Origin of the sequence: Flavobacterium pectinovorum (assembly GCF_022802975.1) — a bacterium.
Lineage (GTDB): Bacteria > Bacteroidota > Bacteroidia > Flavobacteriales > Flavobacteriaceae > Flavobacterium > Flavobacterium pectinovorum_B.
Window position 1 is genome coordinate 1 of sequence record NZ_JAFEVZ010000006.1, and the last position, 16,689, is coordinate 16,689.

A 16,689-nucleotide genomic window follows, 5' to 3' on the forward strand; every position below is an offset into this window, starting at 1 on the left:
TTGTACAGCCTACTTGCGCCATTCCAACAGGAACAATTACCATTGCTTCTCAAACCGGAATGGAATATAGCCTGAACGGAACAACTTATCAAACCTCAAATATATTTGCAGGACTTGCTCCAAATAATTACACCCTGTATGTTCGAAATAACCTCGACGGAACTTGCGCCACTAATTCAGGAGCAACAACTGTAAAAATCAGTACGGTACCAACTGCTCCGTCAATCCCAACAACCTTAAATGTTGTACAGCCTACTTGCGCCATTCCAACAGGAACAATTACCATTGCTTCTCAAACCGGAATGGAATATAGCCTGAACGGAACAACTTATCAAACCTCAAATATATTTGCAGGACTTGCTCCAAATAACTATACATTATATGTTAGAAATACTCTGGACGGAACTTGCGCTACTAATTCCGGAACAACAACTGTAAAAATCAATCCGGTACCAACTGCTCCATCAATCCCAACAACTTCAAGTGTTGTACAGCCTACTTGTGCCATCCCAACAGGAACAATTACCATTGCTTCTCAAACCGGAATGGAATATAGTTTGAACGGAACAACTTATCAAACCTCAAATATATTTGCAGGACTTGCTCCAAACAACTATACATTATATATTAGAAATACTCTGGACGGAACTTGTGCTACTAATTCCGGAGCAACAACTGTAAAAATCAATCCGGTACCAACTGCTCCATCAATCCCAACAGCTTCAAATGTTGTACAGCCTACTTGTGCCATTCCAACAGGAACAATTACCATTGCTTCCCAAACCGGAATGGAGTATAGTTTGAATGGGACAACTTATCAAACCTCAAATGTGTTTGCCGGACTTACACCAAACAACTACACCCTATATGTTCGAAATACTCTGGACGGAACTTGTTCAATTACATCAACAGGCGCAACCACTATAAATACAAATCCTTTATTACCTGTTAATCCAACTGTTTTAAATGTAATTCAGCCTACTTGTAACATTCCTTTTGGAACAATAGAAATCGTAAGTATGCCTGATGTAGAATATAGCATTGGCAATGGTTATCAGAACAATCCAGTATTTTCAAATTTGGTACCAGCCAACTATAAGATAAGTGTTCGAAACAAGAATAATATTACTTGTGAAACTTTTGGTTCTGATCAATTAATAAATGTAATACCATCAGATATTCAATTTGAATCGTCTTGGACTTGTCAATCTAACAAATATGAAATAACTGCTAGTCCGTTATCAAATTCATATGACCCTACTAATGTTGAATATATCTGGAAAGATAAAAACGAAAACATCATCGGAACCAATTCAAAAGTTTTAAATGTAACTGATGTTGTAAACGCTACCGCCGAAACAGAAACTTTTCCATTAGTGTATAACCTTACCATAAAATCAAATACAACTGGTTGTGAAACGACTTCAGGAATCACGATAGAATCTATTTACTGTGAAATTCAAAAAGGAATTTCTCCAGATGGAAACGGTTTAAATGATTTTTTTGATTTAAGATTAATGGAAGTAAAAAAGTTGGAAATATTTAATCGGTACGGAATTCGAGTATACAATCAATCTAATTATACTGATCAATGGAATGGGCAATCGAATAATGGTGAAGCACTTCCAAGCGCCACGTATTATTATGTTATAGAATTTAACAATGGTGAATCAAAAACAGGCTGGATTTATTTAATTAGAGACAATTAATAAACCCATTTTAAGATTAGGCTTCCTTTTTTTTAGAAAAACTGCTATAAGTAAAATCTCAATTAATAATGGTTTTACTTATGCAAACACCAATAAACATTAAGGTGGTAATTTAATACAACCACTAAAAAATAAATTTTACTGACTATGAATAAAATTTTACTGACTACCATATTGTTTTTAGTTCTTATTATTGATCTTAAGGCACAACAAGATCCACAATATACACAATACATGTATAATATGAATGTTATTAACCCTGCTTATGCAGGAACAAAAGAGCATCTTACCTTTGGACTACTATATAGGAAACAATGGATGAATATTGAAGACGCACCAACTTCTTTTACTTTTTACGGAGAAGGGGCTGCTGGAAAAAATATTGGACTTGGGTTATCAATTATTGCTGATGAAATTGGGCCAATAACTGAGCAAAATGTTTATGGAGATTTTGCCTATAAATTAAGATTAGGTGAAAATAGTAATTTATCGTTTGGAATTAAAGCAGGAGCGACATTTCAAAAAGTTGATTTCTCCAAAATCATTCCAACGTTACCAGATCCTTCAGAAGGGATTTTTGGCAAAAACAGTAATGATGTGACCTTAAATATAGGAACTGGTGTATTTTATTACACCGACAAATATTATGTTTCATTTTCAGTGCCTAATTTAATAAAATCAGCTCACCTGGATTATGATGGTAAAAAATATGGTTCAGATGTATCTCATTATTTTTTGACTGGAGGTTATGTTTTTGATCTGAATCCAAATCTAAAATTTAAACCATCTTTCTTATTAAAATCAGCATTTAATGTTCCCGCTTCACTGGATGTTTCTTCTAATTTTTTATATCAGGAAAAAGTTGAATTTGGCGCAACTTATAGACTGCAAGATAGCTTTGGTTTGCTAGTCAATTTTAACGTTACTCGCGATTTAAGAATAGGGTATGCTTATGACCACATTATTTCAGACTTAAACATTTCTGCCTCTTCATCTCATGAGATAATTCTATTGTATGACTTTTTACCTGTCAAAAAAGTTTCACGATCTCCTAGATTTTTCTAATATCATATTCTAATCAAAATGAAAAAAATCAATATACTATTATTTTTTATACTCTCAGGTTTTTCACTTTGGGCACAAAACAAATTCACAAAAGTTGCCGATAATTTATTTGAAAGGTTTGAATATGTTAAAGCCGCTAAAGAATACTCTCTTTTAGTCGAAAAAGGAAAGTCTGATGGCTATGTTTACAAGCAATTGGGAGAGTGTTATTATAATATGTTTAATACCGTTGAATCTGCTAAATGGTATGCTATGGCTATAAAAACAGAGCAAGATGCAGAAACGTATTTTAATTATGCGCAAATGCTAAAAGCAAATATTAAGTACGAAGAAGCCAATACTCAAATGAAGGTTTTTGCAGCAAAAGCTCCAACTGATCAACGAGCTATAGCATTTAATAAAAATCCAGATTATTTACCAAGTCTAATTGAAAAAGACAAACTTTTTGAAGTAAAATTTTTAGATATAAATTCTGAAAAATCTGATTTTGGAGCCGCACTTTATGGTGATGCTTTATATTTTTCTAGTGCACGAAAGGATAGTGGAAAAAAATACGGTTGGAATGAAGAGGTGTTTTTAGATATTTACCAATCAAATTTGAAAGCTGATGGAAGTTTTTCTGAACCTACGCCTGTTTCAGAGCTGAATACCACATATCATGAAGGACCTGTAAGTATAACATCAGATGGGAATACTATTTATTTTTCCAGCGAAAGTTTTAATTCTAAACTATATGAAAAAAATAATGCTAAACGGTTAAAGTTTGGACAAGTCCATTTATTTAAAGCTACAAAAAAAAATGAAAAATGGGATGCAATAACCGCAATGCCCTTTAATGATAAAAAATACTCAACCAGCAATCCATCAATTGACAAAGAGGGCAAAACTTTATATTTTTCATCTAATATGCCAGGTTCAATAGGCGGGACAGATATTTGGAAAGTACAAGTAAATAACGATGGAACGTATGGGACTCCCGAGAACTTAGGAGATAAAATTAATACTCCCGGAGATGAAAATTTCCCTTTTATAACAGATGATAATGTACTGTATTTTGCTTCCAATGGGTTAACCGGTTTTGGAGGATTGGATGTATTTATTGTGGATTTGAAAAAAAATGATTTCCCAATCAACGCAGGGAAACCAGTAAATACTGAAAAAGACGATTTTGCATTGACATATAATACAACCCGGAAGTTAGGTTATCTTTCCAGCAACAGATCTGGCGAAGATCATATTTATTCCTCAATACCAATTTGCAAAGGCAAAATAAAAGTTGTGGTTAAGAATTTGAATGACGACTCACTTTTACCAAATTCAAAAGTGCTTATTTTGGATGAAAACAATAACGTAATCGGAACTCAGGTAACCAATGAAAATGGTGAGGTAATTTATGATGTTGACTGCGAAAAAATATACATAATTGAAGCCTATAAAGATGGTTATGTTACAGCCAAAACTTCTTTAGAAAAATTAACCGGAGGCACTATTGTTGTTAATATTTCTATTAAGCCTATTGATGTCATTATTACCGAAACTGAAATTATTTTAAATCCAATTTATTTTGATTTTGATAAAAGTAACATCACCAAACAGGGAGCCGAGGAACTTGACAAGCTAGTTTATGTCATGTCACAAAATGATACGTTAAAGATTTATGTAAAATCGCATACAGACTCAAGAGGAGATGATAAATACAATTTAAACCTTTCAGATAAGAGAGCTAAATCGACCGTTCAATACGTAATTTCAAAAGGAATAGATGCATCTCGCATTTCAGGTAAAGGATTTGGAGAAACTGAACTCAAAATAGATTGTAAAAATAATTGTACAGAAGAACAAAATGCTATAAATAGAAGGTCTGAGTTTCTATTGGTGAAGTAATAAACGATTACAAAGCATTATTTTAAAAATAACAAAGCATTCCTTAATTATTTAGTCTCTGCAAACTTTTCAAAACTATAGCTTTTTCATAAAAAATTATAATCTTGAAAAGTAACTAATATATTAGTTTTCAATACAATATACAAAAACCACTTTGCTAAAAAACCAATAAAATACGGCAATAAAAAACTTAAAAATAAGAACATCTTTCAATACAATTAAAAAAGGACATAAGTTAAAACCTGAAATATTTAAAATAATACCAAGTGAATTTAAAAACAATATCCTAAATTTGAATTTAAATTAACTCGCATCAAAACGTTGTAAAACTCGACAGTTAAACAACTACACGAATAAGCTATGAAACAATACTTGGATTTAGTAAAACACGTTTTAGAAAACGGAAACCAAAAAGGAGACCGAACAGGAACAGGAACAAAAAGTGTTTTTGGTTACCAGATGCGTTTTGATTTAAGTGAAGGATTTCCAATGGTTACAACCAAAAAACTACATTTAAAATCTATCATTTACGAATTACTTTGGTTTTTAAAAGGTGATACCAATATAAAATATCTTCAGGAAAACGGAGTGAAAATTTGGGATGCATGGGCTGATTCAAATGGTGATTTAGGACCTGTCTACGGACATCAATGGCGAAATTGGAATAGCGAAGAAATCGACCAGATTTCTGAATTGATTACAGAACTAAAAACAAACCCTAATAGCCGAAGAATGTTGGTTTCAGCATGGAACCCTTCTGTTTTACCGGACACAAAAAAAACTTTTGAAGAAAATGTTGCTAATAACAAAGCCGCTTTACCACCTTGTCACGCTTTTTTTCAGTTTTATGTTACAAGTCCAGATATTGAAAAAGGCGAAACAAAAGGAAAACTTTCCTGTCAGTTATACCAGCGAAGTGCAGATATCTTTTTAGGCGTTCCTTTTAACATTGCTTCTTATGCATTATTGACTATGATGATTGCCCAGGTTTGCGATTTAGAATATGGTGAATTCATTCATACCTTTGGCGACGCACACATTTACAACAATCATTTTGAGCAATTGGAATTACAATTAACCCGTGAGCCAAAACCATTACCAAAAATGATTTTAAATCCTGAAATCAAAAATATCTTTGATTTTGACTATAATGACTTTACGCTTTTAGATTACGAACCTCATGCAGGGATAAAAGGAAGTGTTGCCGTATAATTAATAAAAAAAATCGCTTGAAAATTTCAAGCGATTTTTTTTATTAATTTTTATACTACTATCACACTATTTTCACTTCCTGCAAAATCGTTCCATTTATAAGAATCTGCTTCAGGTTCGTTAACATAGAGTCCGTCTACTACATATTTAAACTCATAAATAGCATCTTTTACCAAATCATAAGTAGCTTTAAAAGTTCCATTTTTTAGCTTACTGAGAGTTCCTTCTTCTATGTTCCAATTATTAAAATCTCCTACTACTGCTACTGAATCAGCGTCTTTGGCATCAATTGAAAAAGTAACTTTAACAACTGGCTTCGTTTTTATAAATTGCTTTTTTAAAGACATAACTATTTAACTTTTAGGTTTATACATCAAAGTTCGCAAAATCATTTGAGTAAACAATGCTTCTTAATATGATTTACGATAATAGCAATTACAAACATTATTTTTATAGTATTACTATTTTTAAGCTTCTAAATTTATTTTTTCGGATTTTCAGCCAATTTCGAAACAAATATTATTTATCCAAAATAGCGTGTTTTCAAAATAAATTATAACTTTATAACCTTATTTTGAAATAATTATGGAAAAAGAAGCGCATGAACAATACGAGTACGCTCGTAAAAGAATCAGACAAAAAAAGATACTATATTTTCATTTTGTTCTTTTTCTGTTAGGGAGTTTATTTTTATTTGTGGCTAATAGATTTTTTGGTTTTAGCATTGGAACAGAGCAAAATTGGTGCATTTGGATTATTACTTTATGGTTTTTTATCTTTATTTTGCACTTCATAAAAATCTATATTACGGATAGATTTATGAACAAGAAATGGGAAAGAGAGCAGATTGACCGATTAATTGCTCTTCAACAAAAGAGAATCAATCAATTAGAATCCTCTATCAACGACAATCCTGAAAATAAAATCTAGTTTAATACACTATGCTTATAATGATAGCGGCTGTTGCCGAAAACAATGCCCTGGGGAAAAAAAACAAATTAGTTTGGCATCTCCCAAATGATTTCAAAAGATTTAAATCTCTTACTACCAATCACCACATCATAATGGGAAGAAAAACTTTTGAAAGCTTTCCAAAACCTTTACCTAACAGAACCCACATTGTAATATCCCGCCAGGAGAACTATAACCCGGGAGGTTGTACAGTTGTTGACAATATTGAAAAAGCGATTGCACTTTGCCCGGAAAATGAAGATTCTTATATTATAGGAGGTGGAGAAATTTATACCTTAGGATTACAATATGCTGACATAATTGAAATAACACGCGTACATCATGCTTTTGACGCTGATGCATTTTTTCCTAAAATCAATGAAAGAGAATGGCAGTTAGTAGAATCTGAAGAAAATCTCAAAGACGAAACCCATCTTTATGATTATACTTATGAAACATACATTAAAAAATAAAAAAACATCCTCAATTGCTTGAGGATGTTTTTATTTTAATCCAATGATTAGAGCAATGACCTACTCCAGAAACAATATTTGATAACATAAAATAAAAATTACAAATATTAAAAATACTCCTGAGAGGAATATGATAACATTTGATATTTTTTGAGAGTACATCTCAAAAAAACCCTTAATACCAAATACCACGAAGGTACTAAAGGCAAAGAAAATTAAAATTTCCAAAAACAAATTTAATCCTAAGAACGTATTTTGCACTTTAAATATAATACTGCTCTCAAAAACAGCACTTTCAAAACAGCTTACAAGAACAAACGAGATGCTAAGCACAAGAAGCACCCATTTGATTTGGGTCATTGTATCTCTATTTATCATTGAAAAAATATTAACATTTTTACAGATGCTAAATTGACCAATAAATACTTCACCTACAATACCCACTTTTAGTGATTTTACAAAATAATCCCTAATATCTAAAAAACATTTTCTATCCTAATTAAGAAACACAATTGCAGTTAAATACTTTATGTTATATTTGCGTAAATAAAAAAAATGTCTGAAAAAATAACTCCGTACAAAAACTCAACATTAGGCAAAAAAGAACAAGTTGCACAAATGTTTGATACTATATCAGGAAACTACGATAATTTAAACCGTGTAATTTCGTTTGGAATAGATGTAAAATGGCGTAAAAAAGTTTTGAAAATAGTTTCTGATTCGAAACCAAAAATCATACTTGACATTGCTACCGGAACCGGAGATTTGGCAATTTTGATGGCACAAAGCAATGCCGAAAAAATTATTGGTTTAGATATTTCTGCCGGAATGCTGGAAGTTGGAAGAAAAAAAGTAGAAGAAAAAAAACTTTCAGACATTATTGAGTTAATCATCGGCGATTCTGAAAACATGCCTTTTGAGGATAATTATTTTGACGCTATAACAGTTGGATTTGGCGTTAGAAATTTTGAAAATTTAGAAAAAGGCTTTGCTGAAATTTTAAGAGTTTTAAAACCAAACGGTGTATTTGTAATTTTAGAAACTTCTGTTCCTGTGAAAACACCTTATAAACAAGGATATCGTTTTTATTCTAAAAACATACTCCCAATTATAGGAAAATTATTCTCGAAAGATAATTCTGCTTACGGATATTTATCAGAATCTGCAGCAGCTTTTCCGTATGGAGAAGCCCTGAACAATATTTTAAGAAAAATTGGGTTTATAGATGTTGTGGCAATGCCTCAAACTTTTGGAGTTGCAACCATATATTCTGCTTCTAAAAAATAGTATGAAAAAAACAGTAGTCTTAATTTTATTAGTATTATCGACACAAGGATACTCACAATTTGCTAAAAGCATGTTTAGCAAAGATCCTATTATTAACCTGGAAAACTGGCAAAAGCAACGCCTGTACTTTGGGTATTATTTAGGTTTTAACAGTTTTGACTTCAAATTTGATTATAAAGAAGTTGCACAGGATATTCAGGTAAAAAAAACAACAGGATTTAATGTTGGGGTTGTTGCAGATTTAAGGCTGCAGGAATATATCAACTTACGTTTCGAACCTGGTTTATACTACACAAAACGAGATTTACACTTTCCGGGAGTCGGAAATTCGGAAAATGATTATTTAAGAGAAGTCAATAGTACTTATATTCATTTTCCGTTACTATTGAAGTTTTCAGCTTTGCGTACCGGAAATATTCGTCCTTATTTAACCGGTGGGCTTTCAACCACTTTAAATTTATCGAGTAATTCAAAATCTAAGGATGATAATTTTGAAGGCACGTTTAGAACTAAATCATGGAGCTCTGCTTATGAAATCGGTTTTGGTATTGATATTTTTTCAGAATATTTTATTTTTTCACCTTCTATCAGAGGCATGTTTGGCATAACTGATGAATTAATTCGTGATAATAAAACACCTGAAAACCCAAATAGTCCTTGGACAGACAATATAGATTCAATGAAATCGAGAGCAATTTTAATAAATTTCACTTTCCACTAAAACAAAAACCTAACTATTTCGTTTAAACTCACTAAGAACAATAGCGGTAGCGGTGGCTACATTTAAACTTTCGGTTTTTTGCAGCTTACCAAATCTTGGAATTGTGAGTCGGCTTGTTACTATTTTTTCAATCTCTGCCGAAATACCATTGGCTTCATTCCCCATTATAATGATTCCGTTTTGAGGTAATGCAGATTGATAAATATTTTCACCATTCATAAAAGTTCCAAATACAGGCAATTTTGCGTTTGTTATAAAAGATTTCAAATCAACATAATTCACATTTACTCTGGCAATAGATCCCATTGTGGCCTGAACGACTTTTGGATTGTAAATATCTACAGTTTCTTTTGAACAGATAATTTGCTGGATTCCAAACCAATCGCAAAGCCTTAAAATGGTTCCTAAATTTCCAGGGTCCCGTATATCGTCTAGAGCTACAATTAAGCCTGAGTCGATTATAGGATTTTCGGCAGGGATTTTGAATACAGCTAAACATGTATTTGGAGTTGACAAAGCACTTATTTTTTTAAGATCTTGCTCTGTAATAAGAATACGTTTTGAAAATTCAACCGTTTCGAAATCATTTTGCGTGGTAAATAAATATTCTAATTCAAAATTGGACTGCAACAATTCCTGAATTACTTTTATTCCTTCGGCAAAAAATAATTGATTAGCAAAACGTTGCTTTTTTTGATGTAAACCTGATATAAGTTTTATTTGGTTTTTACTAATCATAAAATAATGTACTTTTGAATTAAATATTTAAAAACACTTGAAAAAGATTTTTACAAAAATAACAGCATTTATCCTAATAGCAATACTTATTTGCGCTTGTAATGCTGTGAAAAGAGTTCCAGACGGAAAAAACTTACTTACAAAAAATGATATTATTGTAAACGGCAAATCTACAAATGATGAAATTGCTTCTAATCAGATGTATCAAAAGCCAAACAATAATTTATTAGGATATCCCCTGCGCTTAAATTTATACAATCTGGCAAAATTAAATCCTGATTCTACCTATCAGGCAAAATTTAAAAACAATCCGGGCAAATATGAGCGTCAATCCAAAATATTATCTGCCAAACAAGTAGATCGTCTTGGACAATCTTTTTTATATAAAGGAATTCATGAATTCTTAAAAAAAACCGGCGAAGCTCCTGTAATTATTGATACTTCAAAAACTAAAAAAACCTTACTTCGTTTAAAATCTTATTACTTCAATAATGGATATTTTAATGTAGCTACCAATTACGACATTGACAGTATAGGTTATAAAAGGGCAAAAATCAATTATAATATTACAACAGGGCCTGTTTATACTCTGGATTCCATCAAACATAGTATTAGTACACCCGCACTGGATTCATTACATAAAACAAATCCGGAACCTTCTATATTAAAATCAGGAAATCAATTTAAAACCAGCGATTTTGAAGATGAAAAAAACCGTATTACTACCTATTTCAGAAATCACGGTGCTTACTATTTTCAGCCTACGTATGTTACTTTTGATGTTGATACCATTGGCAAAAAAAACAAAGCCGATATCAATTTAATCATTAAAGACAACAGCATACAAGAAAAGGATTCCAGCAGAACAGAACCTTTTAAATTGTATAAAATAAGCGATGTTAATATTTATACCGATTATTCTCCTGCCCGTGCAAAAAGCCAAATTAAGGACAGTACGACTTACAACAACTTTAATTTGTATAGTTACGATAGATTAAAATACAAACCACGTGCAATTACAGATGCTATTTTTATAACAAAAGGAGCCACTTATGCCGATTTTAGAACGACTCTTTCATCGCGTTATTTAAACAATCTGAAAATTTTTAATTATCCATCCATACAATATGAAGTTGACAAACGAGATTCAACAGCTCAATCGTTAATTGCAAAAGTTTATTTAACACCAAGAAAAAAATATAGTTTTGGTGCCACTTTAGATTTGACCCATTCTAATATTCAGGATTTTGGAATTGGAGCCAGTATTTCACAAACGATTCGAAATGTATTTAACAGGGCTGAAACTCTCGAAATTTCCGCACGAGTAAACGTGGGGTCTTCAAAAGATATGGCCAATCCTAATGATAATTTCTTTAATGTTTCAGAATACGGGGTTGACATGAAGCTAAATTTTCCCAGAATTTTAATGCCTTTTGGTACTGAAAAAATCATCCCGAAAAGTATGATTCCATCAACATCCATAGCAGCTGGTTTTTCTAAACAAAGAAACATCGGACTGGACAAAGAAAACTTTACAGGAGGCCTGTCCTATCTTTGGTCACCAAAAAGATACAATTCGGCAAAATTAGACTTACTTAATGCACAATATGTTCGCAACCTAAACCCTGATAATTATTTTAGGGTCTATACTTCGTCTTATGACGAATTAAACAATATTGCAAACGTGTATAATGTTACGGCATCTAATGTTGACAATAACGGAAATTTGAAAATAAATGAGGGAACAACAGGTTTCACAAATGATGTTATAAATAAAAGAACAGCATTAACACCATCAGATTCAGAATATAAAAATGTTGAAAGCATTGAAGAAAGAAGAGTTCGACTTACCGAAAATGACTTTATTTTGTCCACAAGTTATACCTTTACTAAAACGACTAAAAAAGATTTAGCAGATAATACTTTTTATCAGTTTAAAACTAAAATCGAGTCAGCCGGAACTTTATTATCTGCCATTTCAAGCGTGGGAAATTTGTCTAAAAACTCCAGAGGTAATTACGATATCTTTAATCTGGAATATTCAGAATACATAAAAACCGAATTTGACTACATCAAACACTGGGATTTTGGAAAAGAAAAAGTATTAGCGGTAAGAAGCTTTTTTGGAATCGCAATTCCTTTTGGAAACTCAGATTATATTCCTTTTTCGCGAAGTTACTATTCAGGAGGATCAAATGACAATCGTGCGTGGCAGCCTTACGCCTTAGGTCCCGGAAGCACAAATGCTGTAAATGATTTTAATGAGGCCAATATGAAACTTGCCCTTAGCGGTGAATTTAGGTTTAAAATTTTCGGAGATGTTAAGGGTGCGATTTTTGCAGATGCCGGAAATATCTGGAATGTGCTCGATAATGTAACTGACGAGAAGGCAAAATTCTCTGGCGTAAACGATTTAGTTGAAATTGCTTTGGGTTCCGGATTTGGTTTACGATACGATTTAAGTTTTTTTGTTATTCGTTTAGATTTAGGCTTTAAGACTTATAATCCGGCGCATGAGCCGGGTAATCGCTGGTTTAGAGAGTACAATTTTGGGCACTCGGTTTTAAATTTTGGGATAAATTATCCGTTCTAATGCTAATTAATTCTTATTTTTGCAACCTAAAAACCTAAAAACAACTAAAAAAAATTACAATGGCACACAATATTAAACCAGGAGTGGCAACAGGAGATCAGGTACAGGAAATCTTTAATTATGCTAAAGAAAAAGGATTTGCCCTTCCGGCAGTAAACGTTACCGGATCCAGTACAATTAATGGAGTTCTTGAAACTGCTGCAAAACTTAATGCTCCGGTTATCATTCAGTTTTCTAACGGAGGAGCACAATTCAACGCTGGAAAAGGATTATCTAATGCAGGTGAAAAAGCAGCAATCGCGGGAGGAATCGCAGGAGCAAAACACATTCATACTTTAGCGGAAGCTTACGGTGCAACTGTAATTTTACATACTGACCACTGTGCAAAAAAATTATTACCTTGGATCGATGGTTTGTTAGATGCATCTGAAAAACATTTTGCAGAAACAGGAAAACCATTATTCAGTTCTCACATGATCGATTTGTCTGAGGAGCCAATCGAAGAAAATATTGAGATCTGTAAAGAATATTTGGCCAGAATGAGTAAAATGGGCATGACATTAGAAATCGAGCTTGGTATTACAGGTGGTGAGGAAGATGGTGTTGATAACTCTGATGTAGACAGTTCAAAATTATACACTCAGCCAGAAGAAGTAGCTTATGCTTACGAAGAATTATCTAAAGTAAGCCCTAAATTTACAATTGCTGCTGCATTTGGAAACGTTCACGGTGTTTACAAACCAGGAAACGTAAAATTGACTCCAAAAATCTTAAAAAATTCTCAGGATTTCGTTCAAAACAAATTCAACACAGGTCATAACCCTGTAGATTTCGTTTTCCACGGAGGTTCAGGTTCTACACTTGAAGAAATCAGAGAAGGAATTAGCTACGGAGTTATCAAAATGAACATTGATACCGATTTACAATTTGCATATACTGAAGGAATCCGTGATTATATGGTTAAAAATCTTGAGTATTTGAAATCTCAAATTGGTAATCCGGAAGGAGCTGATGTTCCTAACAAAAAATATTATGACCCAAGAAGATGGGTTCGTGAAAGCGAAGTAACATTCAACGCAAGACTTGAACAAGCTTTTGCAGATTTGAATAACGTAAATACATTATAATAAAAAGTTGAAAGTTTCAGGTTTCAAGTTTCAGGTTTTCCAACTTGAAACCTGAAACTTAAAACAAAAAAAACATTCAATATGGCTTGGTTTAAAAGACAGGAAAAAGGGATTACGACCGCTACAGAAGACAAAATGGACGTTCCGAAAGGATTGTGGTACAAATCTCCTACCGGAAAAATTATTGATGCTGACGAATTAGCGAGAAATTTATTTGTTAGCCCTGAAGATGATTTTCATGTTCGAATTGGAAGCGCAATCTATTTTGAAATTTTATTTGACAACAACGAATTTGTTGAGTTAGATAAAAACATGACATCAAAAGATCCTTTGCATTTTGTCGATACAAAAAAATACGCAGAGCGATTAAAAGATGTAATGGAAAAAACACATCTTAAAGACGCTGTTCGTACCGGAGTAGGAAAATCAAAAGGAAAAGAACTTGTTGTTTGTGCGATGGATTTCGCCTTTATTGGAGGTTCTATGGGAGCTGTTGTGGGTGAAAAAATCGCAAGAGGTATTGATCATGCGATCAAAAACAAACTGCCTTTTGTAATGATTTCTAAATCTGGTGGAGCACGTATGATGGAAGCTGCTTACTCTTTAATGCAGTTGGCTAAAACGTCTGTAAAATTGGCACAGCTTGCCGAAGCCGGCTTACCGTACATCTCTTTGTGTACTGATCCAACTACCGGAGGGACAACTGCATCTTACGCTATGTTGGGAGATATCAACATCTCTGAGCCGGGTGCTTTGATTGGTTTTGCAGGTCCGCGTGTGGTTCGCGATACTACAGGAAAAGATTTACCTGAAGGTTTTCAAACAGCTGAGTTTCTTTTAGAGCACGGTTTCCTCGATTTTATTACACCAAGAAAAGATTTGAAAGATAAAATTAACTTGTATATTGATTTGATTCAGAATAATACAATTAGATAGTTTTAAAAAATATTAAAGTATTAAAATCTCATCCGCTTAATTGCAGGTGGGATTTTTTTATATCTTTATTTTAAATCTTAGTGTATGAAAAGAGTTTTTATTGGTTTTGTAATTTGTTTGTTCCTTAATTGCTCCAAAAAGGAAAATACAATTAGCAATACTACATATGTAATATCCAAAAAAGATATTATCACTAATATTTCCAACAAACCAAAAGACAAAAATATCCCTCCACCTCCCCCTATTCCAGGCTGGCTGTTTTACGGCACCAATACTTTTATTATTGATAAAGATTCAAAAATTTATTATTTTCAAAGAGAAAAAATTGGACGAATCTGTGGACATAAGTTTGATGATACAATTCCTCATTTCATAAATTTACAGCCAAAAGATTTAATAGAAATACCAAATAATATGATTTCCGATTTTATAAAATTAAATTATAAGGATAATTTTCGAAATATAACTTTTATAGCATCCTCATTAGACACTTTAAAAACTCAAAATTATTTTGATTTAATAAATGCCATTGAATCTTCATTAAACCAAGATGATTTATATTTCATAAGAAGAACAACTCAAGAGGAGGATACTGTTTTTAAGTATAAGAAAAACAATGATTATTACAATTCAGAAAACATTAAATGGGATGAAAAAAGAATTAGATTTCCTTTCATAAAACCAAAATTACAGAAAACGAACTTGCAATAATTAGACTAAAATCTTCAAAAACTACATTCCAGTTCGAATCGCTTCAACCGGATCTAAATTAGCTGCCGAAATTGCAGGCAAAATACCTGAAATTAACCCAATAAGACCCGCTAAAGAAGTTCCTAACATTATATTTCCAAAACTTAAAACAAATTCAAAATCGAGTGCTTTTGTTAAAACAAACGCAATTCCCCAAACCATCAATAAGCCAATGATTCCTCCAATTACAGAAAGAATTATGGCTTCGAATAAAAACTGAAATAAGATAAATCGGTTTTTAGCACCCAGCGATTTTTGAATTCCGATTAAATTGGTTCTTTCTTTTACAGAAACGAACATAATATTCGCAATTCCGAAACCTCCAACTAAAAGAGAAAACCCACTGATAATCCATCCCACAACATTCATCTGACCTAAAATTCCATCAATAAAATCAGTAAATCCGGAAAGCACATTGATAAAAAAGTTATCCATCTCCCCTGCTTTCATTCCACGAATAGCTCTAAGTTTTTGTGTCACTTCTGCCTTATAAGCCTCCATATCTACTCCTTTTTCCGGTTTCAAAATTATCATTGGTGTCATTGAATCACTATCACCATACATCCTGCGTAAAAAATTCGCCGGTAAGTAAACTGATGTATCATTACTATCTCCAAAAAAACCAGCTCCCTGTTTTGCAATAACTCCAATTACTGTAAAACGCTGCCCGTATAACCGAATATTTTTACCAATGGGATCACTTGAACCAAAAAGTCCATCGGCAATATCATATCCTAAAACTATAACTGCTGTTCCCGAATTCGATTCAGATTCATTATAAAATCTTCCTTTATCAAAACTCAAACCATCAATATCTCCCATCTCAAATGAAGATGGATTAACCTTCACATCTGCCACCGTCTTTGAATCATATTTTAAAGTTTCTTTATTCACCCAAAGCTGATACCCTACCTGATTTGTATTATTAAGAGAATTTTTCAAACTAATATACTCATCGTATTTCACATTTGGAAACTGCTCTCTTTTCCATTGTGGAATTTCAGAGGGTCCAAAGCTGAACTTCATTAGATAAATCGTATTTTTATCTAAACTGCTCAAATCTTTAGAAATCTTTCTATCAAGAGAATCCACAGCAGCAAGTACAGCAATGATCGAAAAAATACCAATGGTAACACCCAATAACGACAATAGCGTACGTAATTTATTATTTCGTAAAGCATTAATGGCAAAGCTCAGACTTTCTTTTAACAACCTAAGATAAAGTAGCATATTTTCATTTTTT

15 protein-coding genes are annotated in these 16,689 nt (G+C 32.5%); 12 read left to right on the plus strand and 3 right to left on the minus strand.

What is annotated here, in order from left to right; all coding sequences use genetic code 11:
* From FLV_RS10020 to FLV_RS10035, 4 genes are all read left to right on the plus strand, one after another.
* Positions 1 to 1,709, plus strand: a 1,709-nt coding sequence (locus tag FLV_RS10020; RefSeq protein ID WP_243233462.1) for a gliding motility-associated C-terminal domain-containing protein, incomplete at its 5' end; no start/stop codon positions are given.
* Positions 1,710 to 1,856: 147 nt separating this feature from the next.
* Positions 1,857 to 2,774: a type IX secretion system membrane protein PorP/SprF gene (locus FLV_RS10025; protein ID WP_243233463.1), complete on the plus strand. Its 918-nt coding sequence runs from the start codon at positions 1,857 to 1,859 to the stop codon at positions 2,772 to 2,774.
* An 18-nt stretch (positions 2,775 to 2,792) separates the two neighbouring features.
* Complete coding sequence (locus FLV_RS10030; protein WP_243233471.1) at positions 2,793 to 4,658, plus strand: OmpA family protein; 1,866 nt, start codon at positions 2,793 to 2,795, stop codon at positions 4,656 to 4,658.
* Between the two features lie 360 nt (positions 4,659 to 5,018).
* Positions 5,019 to 5,870 carry a thymidylate synthase gene (locus FLV_RS10035; RefSeq protein WP_243233482.1) on the plus strand — a complete coding sequence of 284 codons (852 nt, stop codon included), beginning with the start codon at positions 5,019 to 5,021 and terminating at the stop codon, positions 5,868 to 5,870.
* 50 nt (positions 5,871 to 5,920) lie between these two features.
* On the opposite strand, the gene FLV_RS10040 is transcribed toward FLV_RS10035, so the two are convergent.
* A complete protein-coding gene (locus tag FLV_RS10040) occupies positions 5,921 to 6,217 on the minus strand; it encodes an isoamylase early set domain-containing protein (RefSeq protein WP_243233483.1) in 297 nt (98 codons plus the stop codon).
* Between the two features lie 238 nt (positions 6,218 to 6,455).
* On the opposite strand from FLV_RS10040, the gene FLV_RS10045 reads away from it, so the two are divergent.
* The 4 genes from FLV_RS10045 to FLV_RS10060 all read left to right on the plus strand — a co-directional run bounded on the left by FLV_RS10045 (position 6,456) and on the right by FLV_RS10060 (position 9,302).
* Positions 6,456 to 6,800, plus strand: a complete 345-nt coding sequence (locus tag FLV_RS10045; protein ID WP_243233485.1) for a 2TM domain-containing protein — start codon at positions 6,456 to 6,458, stop codon at positions 6,798 to 6,800.
* A gap of 11 nt (positions 6,801 to 6,811) precedes the next feature.
* Positions 6,812 to 7,294, plus strand: coding sequence for a dihydrofolate reductase (locus FLV_RS10050; RefSeq protein WP_243233487.1), 483 nt, complete (start codon positions 6,812 to 6,814; stop codon positions 7,292 to 7,294).
* Between the two features lie 555 nt (positions 7,295 to 7,849).
* The gene (gene ubiE / locus FLV_RS10055) at positions 7,850 to 8,581 is read left to right on the plus strand and encodes a bifunctional demethylmenaquinone methyltransferase/2-methoxy-6-polyprenyl-1,4-benzoquinol methylase UbiE (RefSeq protein ID WP_243233497.1); all 732 of its coding nucleotides are present in this window, start codon (positions 7,850 to 7,852) and stop codon (positions 8,579 to 8,581) included.
* 1 nt (position 8,582) lies between these two features.
* Positions 8,583 to 9,302 carry a porin family protein gene (locus tag FLV_RS10060; protein ID WP_243233501.1) on the plus strand — a complete coding sequence of 240 codons (720 nt, stop codon included), beginning with the start codon at positions 8,583 to 8,585 and terminating at the stop codon, positions 9,300 to 9,302.
* 9 nt (positions 9,303 to 9,311) lie between these two features.
* On the opposite strand, the gene FLV_RS10065 is transcribed toward FLV_RS10060, so the two are convergent.
* Positions 9,312 to 10,040 (minus strand): TrmH family RNA methyltransferase, encoded by a 729-nt coding sequence (locus FLV_RS10065; RefSeq protein ID WP_243233503.1) that lies wholly within the window; start codon positions 10,038 to 10,040, stop codon positions 9,312 to 9,314.
* Positions 10,041 to 10,077: 37 nt separating this feature from the next.
* Between FLV_RS10065 and FLV_RS10070 the strand changes: the two genes are divergently transcribed.
* The 4 genes from FLV_RS10070 (at position 10,078) to FLV_RS10085 (ending at position 15,407) form a co-directional block, all read left to right on the plus strand.
* On the plus strand, positions 10,078 to 12,633 hold the full coding sequence (locus tag FLV_RS10070) for a BamA/TamA family outer membrane protein (RefSeq protein WP_243233505.1): 2,556 nt from the start codon (positions 10,078 to 10,080) through the stop codon (positions 12,631 to 12,633).
* Positions 12,634 to 12,692: 59 nt separating this feature from the next.
* Positions 12,693 to 13,760 (plus strand): class II fructose-bisphosphate aldolase, encoded by a 1,068-nt coding sequence (gene fbaA, locus FLV_RS10075; protein WP_243233516.1) that lies wholly within the window; start codon positions 12,693 to 12,695, stop codon positions 13,758 to 13,760.
* 81 nt (positions 13,761 to 13,841) lie between these two features.
* Positions 13,842 to 14,696 (plus strand): acetyl-CoA carboxylase, carboxyltransferase subunit beta, encoded by an 855-nt coding sequence (accD, locus tag FLV_RS10080; RefSeq protein ID WP_110346843.1) that lies wholly within the window; start codon positions 13,842 to 13,844, stop codon positions 14,694 to 14,696.
* 84 nt (positions 14,697 to 14,780) lie between these two features.
* On the plus strand, positions 14,781 to 15,407 hold the full coding sequence (locus tag FLV_RS10085) for a hypothetical protein (RefSeq protein ID WP_243233528.1): 627 nt from the start codon (positions 14,781 to 14,783) through the stop codon (positions 15,405 to 15,407).
* A gap of 21 nt (positions 15,408 to 15,428) precedes the next feature.
* On the opposite strand, the gene FLV_RS10090 is transcribed toward FLV_RS10085, so the two are convergent.
* Positions 15,429 to 16,676: an ABC transporter permease gene (locus tag FLV_RS10090; protein WP_243233530.1), complete on the minus strand. Its 1,248-nt coding sequence runs from the start codon at positions 16,674 to 16,676 to the stop codon at positions 15,429 to 15,431.
* Between the last annotated feature and the right edge of the window lie 13 nt (positions 16,677 to 16,689).